We start from the raw sequence: 19727 nt of genomic DNA on the forward strand, positions 1-19727 counted from the left end.
TTGGCCTTTTAGTGCGTGATAGATGGCAAAAAATACGTACAAGCAGAACGCTCCTGCTGCTCCGAGCCGGGGCAATGAACCCCGCCCGGCGCGAAACCAGGCCCGGCCCACGGCCGAGCCGCCCCGTGAGGCTCCCCGTGAGCCCCGGCCAAGTGCGCCCAAAGCAACTCCCAAAACGCCCGGCCGGTCGGTAAAGCTGCCCGCCTTCAAGGTGGGCAATGTGTTTGGCTTCCTGCGCGACCGGCGCTTTCAGCTCTTTTTGGGCTTCTTTTTCCTGCTCAGTTCCATTTACCTGACCATTGCTTTCGTGTCCTTCGTCTTTACCGGGCACGCCGACCAAAGCGTGGTGGAAGGCCTGGGTTCGACGCCGGTCAAGGAAGCCGGGCAGGAATCGGGCAACTGGCTCGGGCTGGTGGGCGCCATGCTGGCTCAGCTCCTGATTTACAAGGGCTTTGGCGTAGCGGCTTTTGCCGTGATTCCCATCGTGTTTTTCCTGGGCTACAAAATTGTGTTCCGTCGCGCTGAGGTGTCCCTGAGCTACGTGCTGGCCTTGTGCCTGTTCTCAATGTTCTGGCTGAGCGTGCTGATGGGCTACGTAGTGCTCAGCCTCGAAGCCCCCGACGCCGACCCGGCCATGGCCCACAGCCTCGACTTCCTGAGCGGGGGCATTGGCTACGAGGCTGCCTCCTGGCTCGACAGCCTGCTGGGCTGGGGTACGGTGCTGCTGCTGGCCTTCCTGCTGATTTCCTTCGTGGTGTACTTCTTCAACGTGACCAGCCTCAACCTGCGCCGCGCCGACGACGAGGACGAAGAAACTGCTGCGGCCGTGGCCCCGGCTATGGCCGCCAACCGGGTCAAGAACAGTGCCTTCCTGGCTTCCGCAGCATCTGCTGCCTCCTACGACGATGACGAGGAGGAAGAAGAGGCCGCTCCCGAAATGATCCTGCGCCGCGTGGGCCCGGTGGCGGGACCCGCTGCTACGCCCGTTGCGGCGGCTGCTCAGCTGGTGGTAGAAGAAGCCGACGAGGCCGAACTGGAGTTGCCGGTCACCGATGAGCCCCCGTTCCGCTCGGGGCCGGTGGGTGCGTCCGGTCCCGCCTTTAGCATTGCTACGCCCGAGCCGGCCCCCGTCATAGCGGCCAGTGCTGCGGCCGTACCGCTCACCGTAGCCCCGGCCGCTAGTCTGGCCAGCGCTGCGGCTACCGGAGCGGCGGCTGCTGCCAGCGCCGTATCCAGCGGCCCAAGCTTCTCCATCGAAATACCCTCTGACCCCGAGCCGCTGAGCGTGGCCCCGTCGCGCATCCCGACGCCCTTGTCCATGGCCGATCTGGCCGGCGACAACGAGGCGCCCTTGCCCGCCACGTTGCCGCTGCCCGCACCGGTTCCCGTGCGCGAAACTGCCGGTCCACCCCTGCAGATCGACACGGCGCCCGTGGAGCTGGACCCTGCGGCCGGGGCCGATATGGCGTCCATTGCCGAAGACGACGAGGACATGGAAACCATGCCCACCGTCAACTACGACCCCACGCTCGACCTCTCGCGCTACCAATACCCCACGCTAGAGCTGCTCAACGACTACGGGCAAGCCAAGGCCCAGGTAAGCAAGGAAGAGCTGGAAGCCAACAAGGACCGCATCGTGGAAACCCTGGGCCACTACAAAATCGGTATTGCCAGCATCAAGGCCACTATTGGGCCCACGGTTACGCTCTACGAAATCGTGCCCGAGGCCGGCATCAAGATTTCCAAGATTAAGAGCCTGGAAGACGATATTGCCCTAAGCCTGGCCGCCCTCGGCATTCGTATCATCGCGCCCATTCCGGGCAAGGGCACTATCGGTATTGAGGTGCCCAACACCAAGAAGGAAATGGTGAGTATCCGTTCGGTATTCGCCACCGACAAGTTCATCAACACCGAAATGGATTTGCCGATTTCCTTCGGCCGTACCATCACCAACGAGGTATTCGTGGTCGATTTGGCCAAGATGCCCCACTTGCTCATGGCCGGTGCCACGGGTCAGGGTAAGTCGGTGGGCCTGAACGTGATTCTGGCCTCCTTGCTCTATAAGCGCCACCCCGCCCAGCTCAAGTTTGTGCTCGTCGACCCGAAAAAGGTGGAATTGAGCATCTTCAATAAGATTGAGCGCCACTTCCTGGCCAAGCTGCCCGACACGGAGGAAGCCATCATCACCGACACCAAAAAGGTGGTGAACACGCTCAATTCGCTGTGCATGGAGATGGACAAGCGCTACGACCTGCTCAAGGATGCTGGCTGCCGCAACCTGAAGGAGTATAACCGCAAGTTCGTGGAGCGCCGGCTTAACCCCAAGAAGGGCCACCGCTTCATGCCCTTCATCGTGCTGGTCATCGACGAGCTGGCCGACCTGATGATGACGGCCGGCAAGGAAGTCGAAACGCCTATTGCCCGCCTGGCCCAGTTGGCCCGCGCCATCGGTATTCACCTGATTGTGGCCACCCAGCGCCCTTCCGTGAACGTTATTACCGGTATCATCAAGGCCAACTTCCCCTGCCGGATTTCCTTTAAGGTAACTTCCAAAATTGATTCGCGTACCATCCTCGACGCTGGCGGCGCCGACCAGCTCGTGGGGCAGGGCGACATGCTGATTTCCCAGGGCTCTGATATTATTCGCGTGCAGTGTGCCTTCATTGATACCCCCGAGGTAGACCGCCTCTGCGACTTTATCGGCGAACAGCAGGGCTACCCCGATGCCTACCTGCTGCCCGAAGTGGCCGGGGAAAGCGGTGGGGGCAACGGTGGCGACGAAGACTTCGACGCCGCCTCCCGCGACAGTATGTTTGAAGAAGCTGCCCGCGTCATCGTCACCCACCAGCAGGGCAGCACCTCGCTCTTGCAGCGCCGCCTGAAGCTGGGCTACAACCGCGCCGGCCGCCTCATCGACCAGCTCGAGCACGCCGGCATCGTCGGGCCCTTCGAAGGCAGCAAGGCCCGGGAGGTATTAATTCCGGACGAATACAGTTTGGAACAGTTGTTGAATAACCTCCCGAAAAGTTAGTTGGCGCGGCGGGAGACAAAAGAGCCGCATTTTGGTTAGGCTCTTGTCATTCAGGATTAAACCTAGTTCCGCCTTCCGCCTCTAACGCTTCTCAAGACACCACTCCTTTCTAATGAAAAAAGTACTCGCCCTGCTCGCCCTTTCGGTTACGCTGACCCACGCGGCCAGTGCCCAGCAGGACCCCAAAGCCGGCAAGATTCTGGATCAGATGAGTGCCAAGTACCAGGCCATGAAGGCTTTCAAAGCCAACTTCACCCAGACCCTGGAAAACGACGCGGCCAAGGTAAAGGAAAACCTGACCGGCGACATCACCGTCAGCGGCCAGAAATTCCGCATCAAGCTCAACGGCCAGGAAATCATCAACAACGGCCAAACCATGTGGACCTACATGAAGGCCGAAAACGAGGTGAATATCTCCGACTTCGACCCAGACGAGCAGGAAGTGTCGCCGACCCAGATTTTTACTCTCTACAAAAAAGGCTATAAATACTCCTACGTGCAGGAAACCAAGGAAGCCGGGGAAGCCTGCGACGTAATTGAACTCTCGCCCGAAAACAAGGACAACCCCGTCTTCAAGGTGCGCCTGACGGTGAGCAAGGTGGATAAGTCGGTGAAAAACTGGAAGATGTTCAAGAAGAACGGCAACCGCTACACCTACACCATCCGCAAGTTCCAGCCCAATCCCCCGATTGACGCCACGACCTTCAACTTCGACAAAACCAAGTACAAAGGCGTGAAGGTCATCGACCTGCGTTAAGCTGCACGGCTTCTGCCGAAATGTCCGGCCCGCTTCTGCTACGCGCAGAAGCGGGCCGGTTTGGTTTTAGGCCCATGCCGAAGCCGAAATATTACCAGGGCAATAGGCCGTCAGCTACCGAATGAGTACTTTACCTGCCTGCATTTAGCAGGTTTAGTTCTATTTAGGTGTATTCCTATGAAAGAAGATTTTCTCCACTATGTCTGGCAGCACCAGTATTTTGATAAAACCAACCTCCAAACCCAGCAGGGCGAGGCCATAACGGTGCTCCGACCCGGCTACCGCAACGCCGACGCCGGCCCCGACTTTCTCAACGCCCGCCTGCAAATAGGGGAAGTGGAGTGGAACGGAGCCGTGGAAATCCACTTACGGGCCTCCGACTGGCTGCGCCACCAGCACCAAACCGACCCCAAATACGACCAGGTAATCCTGCACGTGGTCTACACCGCCGACCAGGATATTGTCCGCACCAATGGCTCGTTGATTCCGGCCCTGGCCCTGAACTCGCGCATTGCCTTGAGCTTGGTTCACACCTACCTGAATCTGGTGGAGCCCGGCGCTACGGCCGTGTTGCCCTGCGCCGCGCTGCTGCCCCGCGTGCCGATGATAACCCGCACGATGATGGTTGAACGGGCTCTGCTGGAGCGCGTCGAGCAGAAAGCCGATGCCGTAGCGGCCCTGCACGAGCAGCTGGGCCAGGACTGGGAAGCCACGGCCTACCACACGGTGGCGGCGGGCTTTGGTTTCAAGAAAAACAGTGAGCCCTTGGCCCGACTTGCCAAAGCCCTGCCGCTGGCTGTGGTGCGCCGTCACCGCCACGAAGAGCGGCCGCTGGAAGCCCTGGTGTTCGGGCAGGCAGGCTTTCTGGCTGATGAAGGCTTGTTAGCCGAGGACGAATATCTGCGCAAATTAGCGCAGGAGTATGAGTTTTTGCGCCACAAGTACCAACTGGGGGCGGCCCTTTCCGCCCACGAGTGGAATTTTCTTCGGCTGCGGCCCGCCAACTTTCCCACCGTCCGCTTGGCCCAGCTGGTAGCCCTGCTGCACGCGCGGCCCCTGCTGTTCAACGCCCTGCTTACGGCCGCCGACATACGCACCCTAGAGCAGTTCTTTACTGCGCCCGTGCCCGAGTACTGGCGGCAGCATTACCGGCCCGGCAAACCGGGCAAGGTGCCCGTACTTGGCCGCAGTAGCCTACATTTGCTTATTGCCAACGTGGTGGTGCCCCTACGGGTGGCCTACGCCCGCTACGTGGGGCAGCCGGAGCTTATTGAATCTGCCGTGGCCTTACTCGAACACCTGCCTGCTGAACACAACCACCTGACCGAACCGTACGAGGTGCTGGGCTTTACGCACCGCTCGGCCGCTGATTCCCAGGGCTTGCTGGCCCTGAACCGGGCCTACTGCGGGCCCCGGCAGTGCCTGCGCTGCTCTATCGGTAGTCAAATTCTGCAGCAAAACCTGGTTCTGGGGTGAGGGTTCTGGTTGCTGTTCTTCTGAATTGTGGGCTGCTGGCCCTAACCGGGGCTTGGCTGCTGCAACAATACCGGCACCCCAGGTTGGGTCGTTGGCTTTTGCCGCTGCTGGGCCTGAAAGTGGTAGCCTGCCTGATTGCCTGCTGGCTGCTCAGCGACGATGCCGACTACTTTCAGCGCTGGTCCCTGAGCCTGACTGCCCAGCTCTGGGAAGCCCCCGGGGCCTGGCTCCGTACCCTGCTCGGCGACGCCTTCGAATACCGCGGCCAACGCCTGGTTTTCCACGGCTACTCCAATACCTTCTTTATTATCAAGCTCCTCTCGGTGCTGAATGCTGCCACGCTGGGCAACCTCTGGGCTAATGGGCTCTACTTGTCGTTGTTCGGGTTTGTGGGCGGCTGGGAACTGACCAAGACGCTAATCCGCCTGTTTCCGCACGCGCCGGCAGGGGCACCCGTGGTGGCGTTTCTTCTTTGGCCTACGGTAGTATACTGGACGGCCGGTCTGACCAAGGAGTGCCTGCTGGTGGGCAGCGGCACCTGGCTGCTGGCTTTGGTGTTGCGTTGGCTTTACGGAGCTGAAAAGCCGCACTTGAGCACCTTTTTAGGAACATTGCTGCTGGCCGTGCTGCACTTCAAAATGCGGTATTTCTTCGCCGTGCTATTGTTCGCCGCCCTGGCTGGTTTGGCCGTGGTGCGGGTAGCCCAGCACCTGGGCGGAACCCGAAACCGCTGGGTAACGGTGCTGCTGTTCGTCGCTACGCTCAGCCTGGGTGCCTGGGCGGGCAGTGAAGTCAGCCCCGTTTTTCGCCTGAATAAGTTTACCAGTCAGCTGATTCGCAATTACTCCGACCTGCGGGAAGGCTCCCGGCGCCGGCCCCACATCGAGTACGCCGACCTGGCACCCACCGTACCGAGCCTGCTGCGCAATGCACCCAAGGCGGTAGTCAGTGCCGTGGTGCGGCCCATGCCCTGGGAAGACTCTACCCCGATTTACGTGGCTGCCGGCCTGGAAAATGTGTTGCTGGTCATTGTGCTGGTAATGGCCGTAGTGGCTGCCGCACGCGGGCAGTGGGGGCAGCTGCCGTTTGCCCTGGTGCTGGCCCTGGGCTTTTATTGCCTGGTGCTGGCGGCCCTGCTGGGGCTGAGTACGCCCAATCTGGGTACGCTCAACCGCTACCGGGCCGTGATGCTGCCGTACCTGCTGCTGCTGGCGTTGCAGAATAGCTACGCGGCCCGCTGGCTGCGCCGCATCGGACTGTAATTTCAGACTCAACTGCACCGCTTTGCCTTCTGGTTTGTTGTAGCCCCGGCCACATTGTATCTTTGCGGTTTGGTTTAAAGCACCGCCGACCTTCGGCTTTCAATTGTTTGCATGGAAAATCCTGTCATTATTCTGGGGGCACAAAGCCTCGGCACCACGGCCCTCGATGCCTTTACCAGCAATGATGTAGTGGTCTACTGCCTGCTCGACGACGACGCCAAGCTCCAGAACTCCGAGCTCAACAACGTGCCCGTGATGGGCAACACCGACGACAAGGAGCTGCTCAAGCTGCTGGGCAAAAAGTGTGAAGTGTTTGTGGCTACCGAAGATACTGCCAGCCGCCGCAGCCTGACCAACATGCTGCGCGACGAGTACGAAGTGGTGCCCGTCAACGCCATTCATGCCCGGGCCAGCGTGGCCGAGCACGCCTGGCTGGGCCACGGCAACCTCATCAGCGCCGGAGCCGTGGTGGCCAGCAATGCCAAGCTGGGCAACGGCTGCCTGGTGGGTGCCAACGCTGTAGTGGAAGTAGGGGCCGAGCTGGCCGACTACGTGCAGGTGGGCGCCGGAGCCATTCTCAACCCCGGGGCGAAAGTAGATGAGCAGGCCTTTATCGGCTCGGGCGCCATCATCGTGGCCGGCGTCAAGATTGGCGCCAAGGCCCGCATCGGGGCTGGCTCGGTAGTCGTGGCCGATGTGCCCGCCAACCAAACCGTCTTTGGCAACCCCGCTCAGAAAGTCTAATGGCAGAGTTTAGAGCGCAGAATGGAGAACTCAGAGGCTGCCAAGTAACTTTCTGAATCCACATCAAAGCTCTAAATTCTAAGCTCACAGTTCTTTACTATGGATTACCGCGTTTTACTCTACTACTGCTATACGCCCATCGAAGACCCGGTGGCGTTTCGCGACGAGCATCACCGCCTGTGCCTGCGTCTGAACCTGCTGGGACGCATCATCGTGGCCCACGAAGGCTTGAACGGCACGGTATCGGGCCTAGCAGCCGACTGCGAGGAATACATGCGCATCATCAAGGCCGACCCGCGGTTTGCGGCCCTGGAGTTTAAGGTTGACGAAGCCCCGGACCACACGTTTCAGAAGCTGCACGTGCGCGTGAAGCCCGAAATCGTGCACAGCAGCCTGCACCACGTGCGCCCCCACGAAAAAACCGGCCAGCACCTCTCGCCCCAGGAGTTCAAGGACCTCAAGGACCGCGACGATGTGGTGGTGGTCGACGTGCGCTCCGACTACGAGTACAACGTGGGCCGCTTCAAGAACGCCGTGACGCTGGACATGGAGAACTTCCGCGACTTTCCCGAGCGAATCGAGAAGCTCAAGGAGTTCAAGGACAAGAAGATCCTGACCTACTGCACCGGTGGCGTGAAGTGCGAAAAAGCCAGCGCCTACCTGCTGGAGCAGGGTTTCGAAAACGTGTACCAGCTCCACGGCGGCATCATCAAGTACGGCATCGAAACCGGCGGCGAGGACTTCGACGGCAAGTGCTACGTATTCGACAACCGCGTCACGGTGGACGTGAACCGCATCAACCCCACGGTCATTGCCCAGTGCCACCACTGCGGCACGCCTTCCGACCGGATGATTAACTGCGCCAACCCGCACTGCAATGCCCACGTAGCCCTGTGCGAAACCTGCGGCCAGCAGCTCGATGGTGCTTGCTCGACGGCCTGCCAGGAGCACCCCGATAAGCGGCCCTACGACGGCACGGGCACGTATCCGAAGCTGAGCAACCACTATAACCCCGAACAAGGCCTGCTTTCGTACCGGCCGCCGGGGGCGTAGTTTATCCGAATTTCACGCCGTAAGGCAGTCCACTGAAAAAGCCGGAAACACCAATTCCGGCTTCTTTCGTTAAATACTACAGCAGTTTCCTGCTACCTGCGGCAGCTGCTGCCCACTGGGCCCTCATTCAACCGTTACCATTCCACTTTCAACCTTCCCACCATGCCCATTCCCGAATCGGAGCTGATCATCAACCGCGACGGCAGCGTGTACCACCTGAACCTGCTGCCCGACCATATTTCCGAAACGATTATCACCGTCGGCGACCCGGAGCGCGTGCCGCTGGTCAGCCAGCACTTCGATTCTATCGAAACCCAGATCCACAAGCGGGAATTCGTAACCCACGTGGGCTATTATCAGGGCAAGCGCCTCACGGTAATTTCCACCGGCATGGGTACCGATAACATTGACATCCTCATTAACGAGCTCGACGCGCTGGTTAATATTGACTTCGTGACCCGGGAGCCCCGCCCATTGGAGGAGCGTATTTCCCTGCGCATCGTGCGTGTGGGCACCAGCGGCGCCCTGCAGGCTGATATCCCGATTGGCTCCCACCTCGTGACCGAGCACGCTGTAGGCCTCGACTCGCTCATGCAGTTTTACCCATTAGTGGAAACCGGCCTCGAAGTAGAGGTATCGACCGGTATCCAGCAGAGCCTGGACCTGGCCTACCGCCCGTACTGCGTGCGCGGCTCCGACTTGCTGCGTGAGCAACTAGGTGCCGGCATGGTGGTGGGCAATACGCTCACCTGCCCCGGTTTCTACGGTCCCCAAGGCCGGGTGCTGCGCCTCGACCTGCGTCAGCCCGACCTGATCAGCCGCTTCCAGAACTTCCGGTACCAGAGCGCTGAAGGTGAGTTTCGCCTGACCAACTTCGAGATGGAAACGGCTGGCTACTATGGTCTGGGTCGCATGCTGGGCCACGAAGTGGTGTCGCTCAATGCCATTGTAGCTAACCGTGCCACCGGCGAGTTTGCCACCAACGCCGAGGCTACCGTCAACGACCTGATCCAAAAGACGCTCGACCGGATTTAAAAAGTTTGGCTAGTAGAATAGTTCAAATTGCCTTGGCTATGGCTTGGAGCCAATAGCACAAAACAAAGCCCCGGTCTGTTCAGACCGGGGCTTTGTTTTGTGCTATTGGCGAAAACTGTTGCAGCAGTGAAAATTCGCCGGTGGAAATAGAGCGTCGAACTTAGTAGAAGTCGAACCCAACGACAGCCCGTAGTGGCAGAGCCCCGCCCGACTTCAGCGTCAGGTGTTCTGCATCGCAAGCCCAAACGGTAGTGTATACGCGTTTAGTATGACCATCAGCGGTTTTAAAGTAGATGTCAACCTTGCCGTGGTAGCCGTTGCCAAGCGTCGTGGCCCGCTCGGCTTCGTAGCGCCGCCACTGCCGTTGAGCGGGCAGGGGCAGGACGTCGTCGGTGGGAAACCGGAAAGTGCCAATGATTTCCTTGGCTACCAATTCTGGGGATTGTTCAAGCGTGTGCATATAGGGCGTATAGGTGAGAAGTGCCCTGTTAACTTGGGGATTCAGTTTGAAAAATGCTATTAAAAATCAACTAATCTTGTGAAGTTGTTTATTTCGTGCTATCCAACGGCGGTATCAGACTATTTCGGCCAAAAAAGCCATGGTGTCCACTCCGTCGGCATAGTCCGTAACCTTGGGCGACTGGGCCTGCCCGAAGGCAAAGCTGCCCGCGTAACGCCCTCCATCTGACACAATACATTGAATCTGCTCGGCAGCATCAGTCAATTGATCCACCAAGTCTACCTCGCTGGTATAGCGGCCGTAGTGCAGCACCGAAATCGGTGACACCAGCGGAGCCGCTTCGTTAAGTAACAGGAAGCCGTTGTCGTAGTGGGGCACGTTGTTGACCAGCAGAATGCTCTTATTATAGTCGTAGTTGTTCTGGTAGCGGTTGTGGGTCAATACCCGTTCCCAGGGCTGCAGCGCATCGAGCAGGGGCGAGAAAGAGTAATTTTCGGGCACGTAGAGCTTCGACACGTTGCGGCAGCCCAGGCCGTAGTACTGGAAAATGTCGCGGCCCAAAGCTGCCAGCGTGTCGGCGGTTTCCTCGCCCGTAAGGATGGCCAGACTAGTGCGGTTGCGCCGAATTAGGTTGGGCTTCTTGCTGAAATAATACTCGAAGTAGCGGGCCGTATTATTGGAGCCGGTGGCAATGAAGGCATCGGCCTCGTTGAGCCGTTCCACGAAGCTGATTCGCTCGGCAAAGCGGGGCTCAAGTGTCGTCAGCTCCTGGGCAATCCAGGTCATGAGCACCTTGTCATCGGCGCTGGGCTTGGCCAGCAGATAGTGGCCGCTGATGAGCACGCAGAGCAAGTCATGAAAGCCGACCAGGGGAATGTTGCCGGCCATAACCACGCCCACGCGGCGGGCCTGCTCGGGCTCGGTGGGGTAGCGGCTGGCCCAGGTCCGGAGCGTGTCTTCGGTCAGCAGTTCGGCCACGCCCTGCACGGCGGCCGTTACGTTGGGCTCGTCAAACCAGGTGTTGCTATTGCGGGCCCGCCGGACCAGATCGGCTAGCTCGTCGCCGGAAAGGTGCTGCAGGCGCTGGCCCAGGGCTATAAAGGCGGCGACACGGTCGGAATGATTCATGGGAGAGGAGCAAAAATGCGGGTAAACGCTTAGCTTAGCCGAAGCAAAGCCGCGTGGAAGGGAGTGGAACAACTAAAAAACTCGCAAGAGTACGGGTTAGTTTCTACTTTTGCGTGCCTTTCCCAATTACTGCTCCCGCATTTTCTGCGTATAGGGTAGTAATTCATTAGCATCAACTCAACCCAGAGGAACCCGGCTATGGCCATCATGATAACCGACGAGTGCATCAACTGTGGTGCCTGCGAACCAGAATGCCCCAACACCGCCATCTACGAGGGCGGCGCCCAGTGGCGTTGGGCCGACGGCACTACGCTGAAGGAAGTACAGGTCGACGGGGGCGCTACGGTTGCCGGCACGGCGCCCCAAACGCCCGTCTCGGATGAGTATTACTACATCGTGTCCGACAAGTGCACCGAGTGCGTAGGCTTTCACGAAGAGCCCCAGTGCGCTGCCGTGTGCCCCGTCGACTGCTGCGTAGACGACCCCGACTACCGCGAAAGCCAGGAGAAGCTCATCAGCAAGAAAGAGTGGCTGCACGCGTAACTATGAGATAGTGAATTAGTGATATGGTGAGTTGTCGTTCGGACGAACTTAGCCAGCCATTCTCTTCTGATTTGCTCTGCTTTCCAAGCAAAAAGCCCTTTCTCGTACCAACGGGAAAGGGCTTTTTGGTTAAAGGTCATTTCGTACTGCGCAGAGGACGGATTGCTTCGCTTCGCTCGCAAGGACACAAGAAAAACAGGACCGTGCACGCATACTGAACGGCAACTCACCATTTCACAGGTTCACCATCTCACCTCACGTGCCGCAGTTGAAGTACTTGTCGTAGGCCGACTCGGGGAGCAGGTTTAGGTGGCTCAGGGCCTGGATGGGCCAGCGCAGCTTGCGGATGAGGCGGTAGTTGTTGGGGTAGTCGTGGAAGGTGCGGGGAGGAGTGGCCACAATCTGGTCGAACTCCTGGCGGGTGAGGCCCAGGCGCTTGATGCACAGGTCGATGACGCGCGGGTCTTCGATGGAGTTGATTTTGGCTGTGCGTTCCAGGGCCGTTTCCCGGCTCATCTGCCCCGAGCGGACCAGGGCCGAGTAGTTGAACAGGCGCCGGTCGATGTTGAACTTGGTCCGGTTCAGGTAGTAAATAACGCTCTGGTACAGGTCGTCGAAGTAGTGGGCCCCGGGGTTCTGCCAGTCCAGCTCCCGGGCCAGCAGCTCGTCGACTTCGCTGCGTACGTAATCCACGTGGTAGAGCAGGGTCACGGTCTTGATGCGACGCACGAAGGTGTAGTAGAACATTTCCTTCAAACCCAGATTAAAGCCCGGGTCATTCGGCGACCAGGCCCGAAGCGGCACCGAGCCGAAACGCTCGTGCACGGCCTTCAGGTATTTGCCATCCAGGTAGTTCCACGACAGCGGGGCTATGCCCTCGGTGCGGAACGACTGCCCGATGATGATGCGCTGAATGCCTTCCTTGGCCGCCACGCCGTAAAGAGCGGTGGCAATGCCTACGTCGGTACCTTCCTCCATATCGGGCGTGGAGGCCTTGAGGAAGGCAATTTTCAGGTCCTTGGATTCACGCCAGTCGGAGGTGATGGTGCGCATTTCCACGCCCAGCTTGCGGCAGGCCTTGAGCATGTTTTCCCCGGCCACAGGGTTACCAAAACCGTCGTTGAAGTGTACTGCCAGGGGCCGCAGGCCCAGCTGGGTAACGCAGTACCACAGGGTAAAGGAACTGTCGCGGCCTCCGCTGACGCCGAGCACGCAGTCGTATTTGCGGCCCTTGCCCAGGCGTTTGATATCGGCGGCCAGCTCCTGCACTTTTTTGCGGCCGGCTTCGCCCAGCGGGAAAGCCTGGTCCATTTTATCGTGCAACAGGCAAAAATTACACTCGCCGTGGGCATCAAACTGAATACCGGGTACAGTAGTATCCATAATACAGCGGGTGCAGCGTTGGTAGCCGTGCGTCATAGGCAAAGGGCGGGAGTGGGCAGCAGGGGAAAGAGCAGCGGTAGAAGTGGACAAGTGGAGTAGGGTAAGGTTGGGGTGGGCTTTAAACGGGCAATTCGTCGAAGCGGTAGCCTTTGCGGCGCAGCATGTCCCCAATGGCCGTGCCCTGCTCGGGCCGGACCGGCCGGGGCATATCCGTCACGACCAGCTGGCCGGCAAACTCATTGAAAACACCCTGGGCGCGCACTCCGGAAGCATCCACGGCCAGGGAGCAGCCAATGCTTTTCTTGCCCTCGTAGGGGCCGCCCACGATGTAGCCCACCGAGGTGGTGCTGAGCACGGCCACGTTGTAGAGCTGGGCCAGAATAGAAAAAGGCCGCACCCATTTCTGCTGGTACGGGTCATTTTCTTCCGTGATGGAGTAATCCACGGTCCAGGACGCCGGGGCCAGGATAAACTCGGCGCCCATGCGGGCCAGGGTGTGCCCAATGGACAGGCCCTCCAGGTAGTTATCGGCGCACACGTTGACCCCGATTTTGCCCAAGGGCGTATCCACCACATTCAGGGTTTGGCCCACCGCATAAAACGGCTGCTCCACGGTAAGGAGGTTGATTTTATGGTATTTAGTCAGGATTTCGCCCTGGGCACTGATCAGGATGGCCGCGTTGTAATTGCGTCCGTTCAGCCGCTCGGTCAGGCCGGCGCACACCATGATGTTGTGCCGCATGGCTTCCTGACACAGCGCGTCGCTGAAGGCGCCGGGAATGGGCAGCGCCTCGGTCAGGGCGCTGGGGTGAGTCCAGGCAAAATCCAGGGTTTCAGGCAATAATACCAGGTCGCAGCCTTGTTGGGCCGCGTCGGCAATCATCTGGGAGGCCCGTTCGAGGTTGCGTAGCGGCTCGCCGCCTTCAACCAGCAGCTGGCCCAGGCCAATGCGGACGGTAGCAGTAGGTTCGGGGTGGGGAGCAGTTGAAACCGGCGCCAAAGCTGGTTTCTTATTCTTTAGAAAAGAGAAAAGCGAAGCCATAGAGGCAAAAGGCAGGGCAGAAAAAATTTCTCAGAAGTTACTACAATCTGATTAAACCTCCACGGTATTTTTTTGTCGCTGGCAAAGGTAACTCGATTTGAGGCATATAGAAGCCGGTGGAAATGTTTTAATGTTGGGCTAAGCTGGGCCGTAACCAGCCAAGAGCCCCGAATTTCCCGCCCCGGCCTGAATTGTCTACTTTTGCCTTTATTCCGAACCGCTATTCCCCGTTGACGATGTCCATCGCCAAAACCTATACCCCCGCCGACGTTGAAGCCAAATGGTATCAGCGCTGGCAGGAGCAGGGCTTTTTTAAAGCCAAAGCCAACCCGCGCAAGCCCGCCTACTCCGTCGTGATTCCGCCGCCCAACGTGACGGGCGTGCTGCACATGGGCCACATGCTCAACAATACGATTCAGGACGTGCTGGTGCGCCGGGCCCGGATGCAGGGCAAGGAAGCCTGCTGGGTGCCCGGCACCGACCACGCCTCCATTGCTACCGAAGCCAAAGTAGTAGCCCTGCTAAAGGAAAAGGGTATTGAGAAGCGCGACCTGAGCCGGGAAGAGTTTCTGACCCACGCCTGGGACTGGAAGGAAAAGTACGGCGGCATCATCCTGGAGCAGCTTAAGAAGCTGGGTGCTAGCTGCGACTGGGACCGGACGCGCTTCACGATGGAGCCCGAGCTGACCGAGGCCGTACTGCGCGTGTTCGTGGACCTGTACCAGAAAGGCCAGATTTACCGCGGCATCCGGATGGTCAACTGGGACCCGCAGGGCCGCACCGCCATCAGTGACGAGGAAGTTATTGCCAAGGACACTGTGGCCAAAATGTACTACCTGCGCTACGAAGTGGTAGGACAGGACGGGCAGTTCATCACCGTGGCTACCTCGCGGCCCGAAACGATTATGGCCGACGTGGCTGTGGCTGTAAACCCCAACGACGAGCGGTACACCCACTTGCACGGGCAGAAAGTGCGTATCCCGCTGCTGGGCCGCGAAATCCCGGTGATTCTGGACGAGTACGTGGCCATGGACTTCGGCACTGGCGGTCTGAAGGTGACGCCCGCCCACGACTTGAACGACTACGAGCTAGGCGTCAAGCACAACCTGCCCGTTATCGACATCCTGAATGATGACGGCACGCTGAACGAAAAGGCGCAGCTCTACGTCGGGCAGGACCGCTTTGCCGTGCGCAAGCAGATTGCCAAAGACCTGCAGGAAGCCGGCTTGCTCGACAAGATTGAGGACTACAACAGCGTGCTGCAAACCTCGGAGCGGACCGGCGCGGTGATTGAGCCCAAGCTCAGCCTGCAGTGGTTCTGCAAGATGGACCACATGGCCAAAAAGGCGCTGGAGGTCGTTGAAAACGACGAAATCAAGCTGCACCCGCCCAAGTTCAAGAACATGTACCGGTCGTGGATGGAGAACGTGCGCGACTGGTGCATCTCGCGCCAGCTGTGGTGGGGCCAGCGGATTCCGGCCTACTACCTGCCCGACGGCACCTTTGTAGTAGCCCTCAACGAGGAGCAGGCCCTGGAACAGGCCCGGGAGCAGAGCGGCAACGCCAACCTGCAACTCACGGACCTGCGCCAGGACGAGGATGTGCTCGATACCTGGTTTTCGTCGTGGCTGTGGCCGATTTCAGTGTTCGACGGGTTCAAGGACCCCGACAATGCCGATATCAACTATTTCTACCCCACCGACGACCTGGTAACGGCTCCCGAAATCCTGTTTTTCTGGGTGGCCCGCATGATTATGGCCGGCCTGGAGTACCGTAAGGAAGTGCCTTTCCGCAACGTGTACCTCACCGGCATCGTGCGCGATGACCAGGGCCGCAAGATGAGTAAGCAGCTCGGCAACTCGCCCGACCCGCTCGATTTGATTGCCACCTACGGCGCCGACGGCGTGCGCACGGGCATGCTTTTTTCCTCGCCGGCCGGCAACGACTTGCTCTTTGACATCAAGCTCGTGGAGCAGGGCCGCAACTTCACCAACAAGCTCTGGAACGCCTTCCGCCTGACCCAGGGCTGGGAGGTGAACAACGAGCTGCCCTTCGCCTCGGCCAAGGCGGTGGAATGGTTCGGGGCCAAGCTGCAAACGACTCTGGCCGAGCTGGATGAGCACTTTGCCAAGTTCCGCATGAGCGACGCGCTGATGACGGTGTATAAGCTGGTATGGGACGACTTCTGCTCGGTGTACCTGGAAATGGTGAAGCCCGCCTACCAGGCCCCGATTGATGCCGAGACGCTGAAGCACACCATCGGCTACCTCGAAACCCTGCTCAAGCTGCTGCACCCCTTTATGCCCTTCATCACCGAAGAAATCTGGCACGAGCTGAAGGAGCGGGGCCCCAAGGAGTACCTCTGCGTGGCACCCTGGCCCAAGCTGGCCCCGGTGGCCGGCAGCGCCGAGCTGCTCAGCCGCATGGACAAGGCCCTGGACATCGTGGCCGGGGTGCGCAACATCCGTAACCAGAAGGGCCTGGGCCCCAACAAGCCCCTGACCCTGGCGGCCAAAACCGACGATGCCCAGCTGCTGCAGGACTACGACGGCATCATCCGCAAGCTGGCCGCCCTGACCGAGGTGAGCTTGGTGCAGGACGCTCCCGCCGCTTCGGTAGGCTTCGTGTCGGGTGGCAGTGAGTTTTTCGTGCCCTTGGAAGGCCAGATTGACCTGGGTGCGGAAAAGGCCCGGCTGGAAAAAGAGCTGGAGTACACCCGCGGCTTCCGCGACACGGTGCTCAAGAAGCTCAGCAACGAGAAGTTTGTGCAGAACGCCAAGCCCGACGTGCTGGAGCGCGAGCGGCAGAAGCAGGCCGATGCCGAATCGAAAATTGCCGCCCTGGAGCAAAGCCTGGCGGCGCTGTAAATCGTTAAGGGTATTTCTGAATGAGAAAGGCCAGCTGCTCCAGCTGGCCTTTTCTTTTGCCCTGGCCGCGGCTTGGGAAGCTCATCTATGACTATTTTTTTCCGGCTATGCCACCCCGCGGGCAAAACCGTGTCTGTGCCTCTCGGGCGCAACCAGCAGATGCTTTACCGGTTTGCGGGGGAAGAACCGGCCGTTCCGTCGATTCGACTTGGGGGCCTTTCCCGCCCACGGTAAGTTCGTGCCAACAACCGCCTACCCTCAGCACCACACCGGGTTGCTTTCGATTAACGTTCATGAAAAAGATTTTCCTCGTTCTGATTTTAACTACCGCCGGCCGCCTGGCCTGGGCCCAGATGCCGCAGGGCGAGCGGCCCGCCGGAGCTACCCGGCCGGCCGGGGCTCCCGGACAAGGCCCGCAGGGGGCGCCGCAGGCCGCCGTAGGCACCGGCCGCATCACCGGCACTATCACGGACGCAGCTTCGAAGGAGCCCGTATCCTACGCCACGGTGGTAATTCTGAACCCGGCTACGGGCAAGGCCGTGGACGGTACTTCGGCCGACGACAAAGGGAAATTCTCGATTCCGCGGGTGCCAGCCGGGACGTATACCGTCCAGATCAGCTTCATCGGCTACAAGAACCTGGAGCAGCCCGGCGTGGTCATTACCGAGGCCGGCAATACGGTAGCCCTGGGCACGATTACGCTGGAATCATCGGTGCAGAAGCTGGCCGAAGTAGTGGTGGAAGGCCAGCGCAGCCTGGTGGAGGAGAAGGTCGATAGGACCGTCTACAACGCCGAGAAAGACGAAACGACCCGGGGAGGCGACGCCACCGACGTGCTCAAGCGCGTGCCCATGCTCAGCGTCGACCTCGACGGCAACGTGAGCTTGCGCGGCTCGTCCAACATCCGGGTACTCATCAACAACCGACCCAGCACGATTTCGGCCAGCAGCATTGCCGACGCGCTAAAGCAGATTCCGGCCGACCAGATCAAGAGTGTGGAAGTCATTACCTCGCCCTCGGCCAAGTACGATGCCGAGGGCTCGGGCGGCATCATCAACATCGTCACCAAGCAAAACAACCTGCAGGGCTTCACCCTGGACTTGCGCAGCAGCGCCGGGTTGCGCGGCTCCGACCTGGGCCTGAACGCCACCTACCGGGTAGGTAAGATGGGCTTCTCGCTGGGCGGCGGCGGCCGGGCCATGTACAACACCCCTGGCAGCTTCACCAACGAGCAAACCACCTACAGCCTGCTGGGCTCCGACCTGAGCACCCGCACGCTGCGCAGCCGCACCCTGCAAACGGCCGACACGCGCAATAACAACGTGTTTGGGCGCTATTCCCTGGGCTGGGACTACGACATCAACAAGTACAACTTCCTCTCGGCCTCGGTGCAGCTGGGCCTGCGCAACGGCACCAGCTACCAGGACGGGCTGGCTTCCACCACCGAGTTTTTTGACGGCACTACGCCCGCAACCAGCTCCCGGCGCGACGTGAAGGTGCTCGACAACTCCAACACCCTGGATGCCACGCTCAACTACACCCACACCTTCGAGACGCCCCAGCGCGAGTTTAGCCTGCTGACCCAATACAGCCGTAACACCCGCAACAACGACTTTTCGAACTATATCCTCACGGGCGAAGGGGCCGGCAGCACCCGTAGCAACCAGAACGACAGCTACAACGAGGAAGTAACCGTGCAGGCCGATTACCAGACGCCCGTCGGCAAAAACCAGCTGGTGGAGCTGGGGGGCAAGGACATCATGCGCCGCGTCAACAGCGACTACACCACCCTGCTCAACGGCCAGCCCACGGCCGGCATCAACCTGAGTAATGTCTTCACCTACCGTCAGAACGTGGCGGCCGGCTACGCTTCCTACACCCTGGGTTTCCTGAAGAGCTACACCCTCAAGGCCGGGGCCCGCTACGAGTACACCACCATCGATGCCGACTTCCGAACCGAAAATGCGCCCGCCATTCCCTCGTACGGGGTGCTGGTGCCCAGCCTGAACCTCTCGCGCAAGCTCACCAACGGCAACACGATTAAAGCAGCTTACAACCGCCGGATTCAGCGGCCTTCCCTGCAGTTTCTGAACCCGAACACCCAGGCGGCCAACCCGCTCAACATCACCGTGGGCAACCCCACGCTCCAGCCCGAATACACCAACAACTACGAGCTGAGCTACAACACCTTCATCAAGCAGACTTCCCTGAACTTCTCCACCTTCGTGCGCAACACCACCGGCTCGATTCAGCCCGTGCGCACGCCCCTGGAAGGCGGGGCCATCCAAACCAGCTACGCCAACATCGGCACCGAAAACGCCTACGGCGGCAGTCTGTTTGCCAACGTCAACATCAACAACAAGCTGACCCTGGGCGGCGGCGCCGACGTGTACTACGCCACGCTCGACAACAACGTCGCGGACCCGCTCTACGCGGCCAGCAACCAGGGCTGGGTGGCCAGCGGCCGCCTGATGGGGGGCTACAACTTCACCAAGGGCTGGGGGCTGCAAGCCTTTAGTTTCTACCGCGGCCGCCAGGTACAGCTGCAGGGCTATCAGGGTGGCTTTGGGGTGTATAGCCTGAGCGTGAAGAAGGATTTCAACGAGAAGAAAGGTACCATCGGCTTTGGAGCCGACAACTTCTTTACGCCCAGAAACAAGGTGCGCAGCGAAATATCTTCCGCTACCCTCGACCAAAACAGCCTCAACGTGTTTCACCGCACCGGTCTGCGCGTCAACCTGAGCTACCGCATCGGCAAGATGAGCATGGCCCCAACCCGGCGCAAAAAGTCGGTCAGCAACGATGACCTCAAGGACGGCGGCAACAATGACGGGGGCAACGGCGCCGGCGCCACGCCCGCCCAGGGCCCTAGCGGCGGCCGGCCGTAAGGTGAACTGGTGAAGGGACGAGTTGACGTTCAACAACGCTTGTCCTTGCGAGCAGAGC

The 19727-nt window shown here is 59.8% G+C and carries 14 protein-coding genes; 10 read left to right on the top strand and 4 right to left on the bottom strand.

The features are described from left to right. Nucleotides 1-22 precede the first annotated feature (22 nt). The 7 genes from MUN80_RS16640 to MUN80_RS16670 all read left to right on the top strand — a co-directional run bounded on the left by MUN80_RS16640 (nucleotide 23) and on the right by MUN80_RS16670 (nucleotide 9358). Entirely contained in the window at nucleotides 23-3031 is a 3009-nt protein-coding gene (locus MUN80_RS16640) for an FtsK/SpoIIIE family DNA translocase (RefSeq protein WP_244714594.1), read from the top strand. Between the two features lie 112 nt (nucleotides 3032-3143). Further along, nucleotides 3144-3788 carry an outer membrane lipoprotein periplasmic chaperone LolA1 gene (lolA1, locus tag MUN80_RS16645; RefSeq protein ID WP_244714595.1) on the top strand — a complete coding sequence of 215 codons (645 nt, stop codon included), beginning with the start codon at nucleotides 3144-3146 and terminating at the stop codon, nucleotides 3786-3788. A gap of 177 nt (nucleotides 3789-3965) precedes the next feature. Then, a complete protein-coding gene (locus MUN80_RS16650) occupies nucleotides 3966-5264 on the top strand; it encodes a DUF2851 family protein (protein WP_244714596.1) in 1299 nt (432 codons plus the stop codon). 83 nt (nucleotides 5265-5347) lie between these two features. Further along, nucleotides 5348-6526: a hypothetical protein gene (locus MUN80_RS16655; RefSeq protein ID WP_244714597.1), complete on the top strand. Its 1179-nt coding sequence runs from the start codon at nucleotides 5348-5350 to the stop codon at nucleotides 6524-6526. A gap of 111 nt (nucleotides 6527-6637) precedes the next feature. Then, a complete protein-coding gene (locus tag MUN80_RS16660) occupies nucleotides 6638-7270 on the top strand; it encodes a NeuD/PglB/VioB family sugar acetyltransferase (RefSeq protein ID WP_244714598.1) in 633 nt (210 codons plus the stop codon). Nucleotides 7271-7369: 99 nt separating this feature from the next. Further along, nucleotides 7370-8323, top strand: coding sequence for an oxygen-dependent tRNA uridine(34) hydroxylase TrhO (trhO, locus tag MUN80_RS16665; RefSeq protein WP_244714599.1), 954 nt, complete (start codon nucleotides 7370-7372; stop codon nucleotides 8321-8323). Nucleotides 8324-8485: 162 nt separating this feature from the next. Further along, on the top strand, nucleotides 8486-9358 hold the full coding sequence (locus MUN80_RS16670; protein WP_244714600.1) for a nucleoside phosphorylase: 873 nt from the start codon (nucleotides 8486-8488) through the stop codon (nucleotides 9356-9358). A gap of 160 nt (nucleotides 9359-9518) precedes the next feature. Here MUN80_RS16670 and MUN80_RS16675 read toward each other — a convergent pair whose 3' ends face one another. Both MUN80_RS16675 and MUN80_RS16680 read right to left on the bottom strand, forming a co-directional pair. Next, nucleotides 9519-9818, bottom strand: coding sequence for a hypothetical protein (locus MUN80_RS16675; RefSeq protein ID WP_244714601.1), 300 nt, complete (start codon nucleotides 9816-9818; stop codon nucleotides 9519-9521). Between the two features lie 114 nt (nucleotides 9819-9932). Continuing rightward, complete coding sequence (locus tag MUN80_RS16680; protein ID WP_244714602.1) at nucleotides 9933-10946, bottom strand: acyl-CoA reductase; 1014 nt, start codon at nucleotides 10944-10946, stop codon at nucleotides 9933-9935. Nucleotides 10947-11144: 198 nt separating this feature from the next. Between MUN80_RS16680 and MUN80_RS16685 the strand changes: the two genes are divergently transcribed. After that, entirely contained in the window at nucleotides 11145-11489 is a 345-nt protein-coding gene (locus tag MUN80_RS16685) for a 4Fe-4S binding protein (RefSeq protein WP_244714603.1), read from the top strand. Between the two features lie 255 nt (nucleotides 11490-11744). Here MUN80_RS16685 and MUN80_RS16690 read toward each other — a convergent pair whose 3' ends face one another. Further along, nucleotides 11745-12908, bottom strand: a complete 1164-nt coding sequence (locus tag MUN80_RS16690) for an N-acetyl sugar amidotransferase (protein ID WP_262922081.1) — start codon at nucleotides 12906-12908, stop codon at nucleotides 11745-11747. 82 nt (nucleotides 12909-12990) lie between these two features. Next, on the bottom strand, nucleotides 12991-13914 hold the full coding sequence (locus MUN80_RS16695) for a carbon-nitrogen hydrolase family protein (RefSeq protein ID WP_244714605.1): 924 nt from the start codon (nucleotides 13912-13914) through the stop codon (nucleotides 12991-12993). Nucleotides 13915-14150: 236 nt separating this feature from the next. On the opposite strand from MUN80_RS16695, the gene MUN80_RS16700 reads away from it, so the two are divergent. Both MUN80_RS16700 and MUN80_RS16705 read left to right on the top strand, forming a co-directional pair. Then, nucleotides 14151-16781 carry a valine--tRNA ligase gene (locus MUN80_RS16700; protein WP_244714606.1) on the top strand — a complete coding sequence of 877 codons (2631 nt, stop codon included), beginning with the start codon at nucleotides 14151-14153 and terminating at the stop codon, nucleotides 16779-16781. Nucleotides 16782-17074: 293 nt separating this feature from the next. After that, nucleotides 17075-19669: a TonB-dependent receptor gene (locus MUN80_RS16705; RefSeq protein WP_244714607.1), complete on the top strand. Its 2595-nt coding sequence runs from the start codon at nucleotides 17075-17077 to the stop codon at nucleotides 19667-19669. Nucleotides 19670-19727: the final 58 nt, after the last annotated feature.

It is taken from the genome of Hymenobacter cellulosivorans (assembly GCF_022919135.1).
GTDB classification, from domain to species: Bacteria; Bacteroidota; Bacteroidia; order Cytophagales; family Hymenobacteraceae; genus Hymenobacter; species Hymenobacter cellulosivorans.

Coding starts and splice junctions, on each gene's coding strand:
- MUN80_RS16705 (WP_244714607.1), top strand. CDS start 17,075: ATGAAAAAGATTTTCCTCGTTCTGATTTTAACTACCGCCGGCCGCCTG.
- MUN80_RS16700 (WP_244714606.1), top strand. CDS start 14,151: ATGTCCATCGCCAAAACCTATACCCCCGCCGACGTTGAAGCCAAATGG.
- MUN80_RS16680 (WP_244714602.1), bottom strand. CDS start 10,946: ATGAATCATTCCGACCGTGTCGCCGCCTTTATAGCCCTGGGCCAGCGC.
- MUN80_RS16650 (WP_244714596.1), top strand. CDS start 3,966: ATGAAAGAAGATTTTCTCCACTATGTCTGGCAGCACCAGTATTTTGAT.
- lolA1 (WP_244714595.1), top strand. CDS start 3,144: ATGAAAAAAGTACTCGCCCTGCTCGCCCTTTCGGTTACGCTGACCCAC.
- MUN80_RS16640 (WP_244714594.1), top strand. CDS start 23: ATGGCAAAAAATACGTACAAGCAGAACGCTCCTGCTGCTCCGAGCCGG.
- trhO (WP_244714599.1), top strand. CDS start 7,370: ATGGATTACCGCGTTTTACTCTACTACTGCTATACGCCCATCGAAGAC.
- MUN80_RS16695 (WP_244714605.1), bottom strand. CDS start 13,914: ATGGCTTCGCTTTTCTCTTTTCTAAAGAATAAGAAACCAGCTTTGGCG.
- MUN80_RS16690 (WP_262922081.1), bottom strand. CDS start 12,908: ATGACGCACGGCTACCAACGCTGCACCCGCTGTATTATGGATACTACT.
- MUN80_RS16685 (WP_244714603.1), top strand. CDS start 11,145: ATGGCCATCATGATAACCGACGAGTGCATCAACTGTGGTGCCTGCGAA.
- MUN80_RS16660 (WP_244714598.1), top strand. CDS start 6,638: ATGGAAAATCCTGTCATTATTCTGGGGGCACAAAGCCTCGGCACCACG.
- MUN80_RS16675 (WP_244714601.1), bottom strand. CDS start 9,818: ATGCACACGCTTGAACAATCCCCAGAATTGGTAGCCAAGGAAATCATT.
- MUN80_RS16670 (WP_244714600.1), top strand. CDS start 8,486: ATGCCCATTCCCGAATCGGAGCTGATCATCAACCGCGACGGCAGCGTG.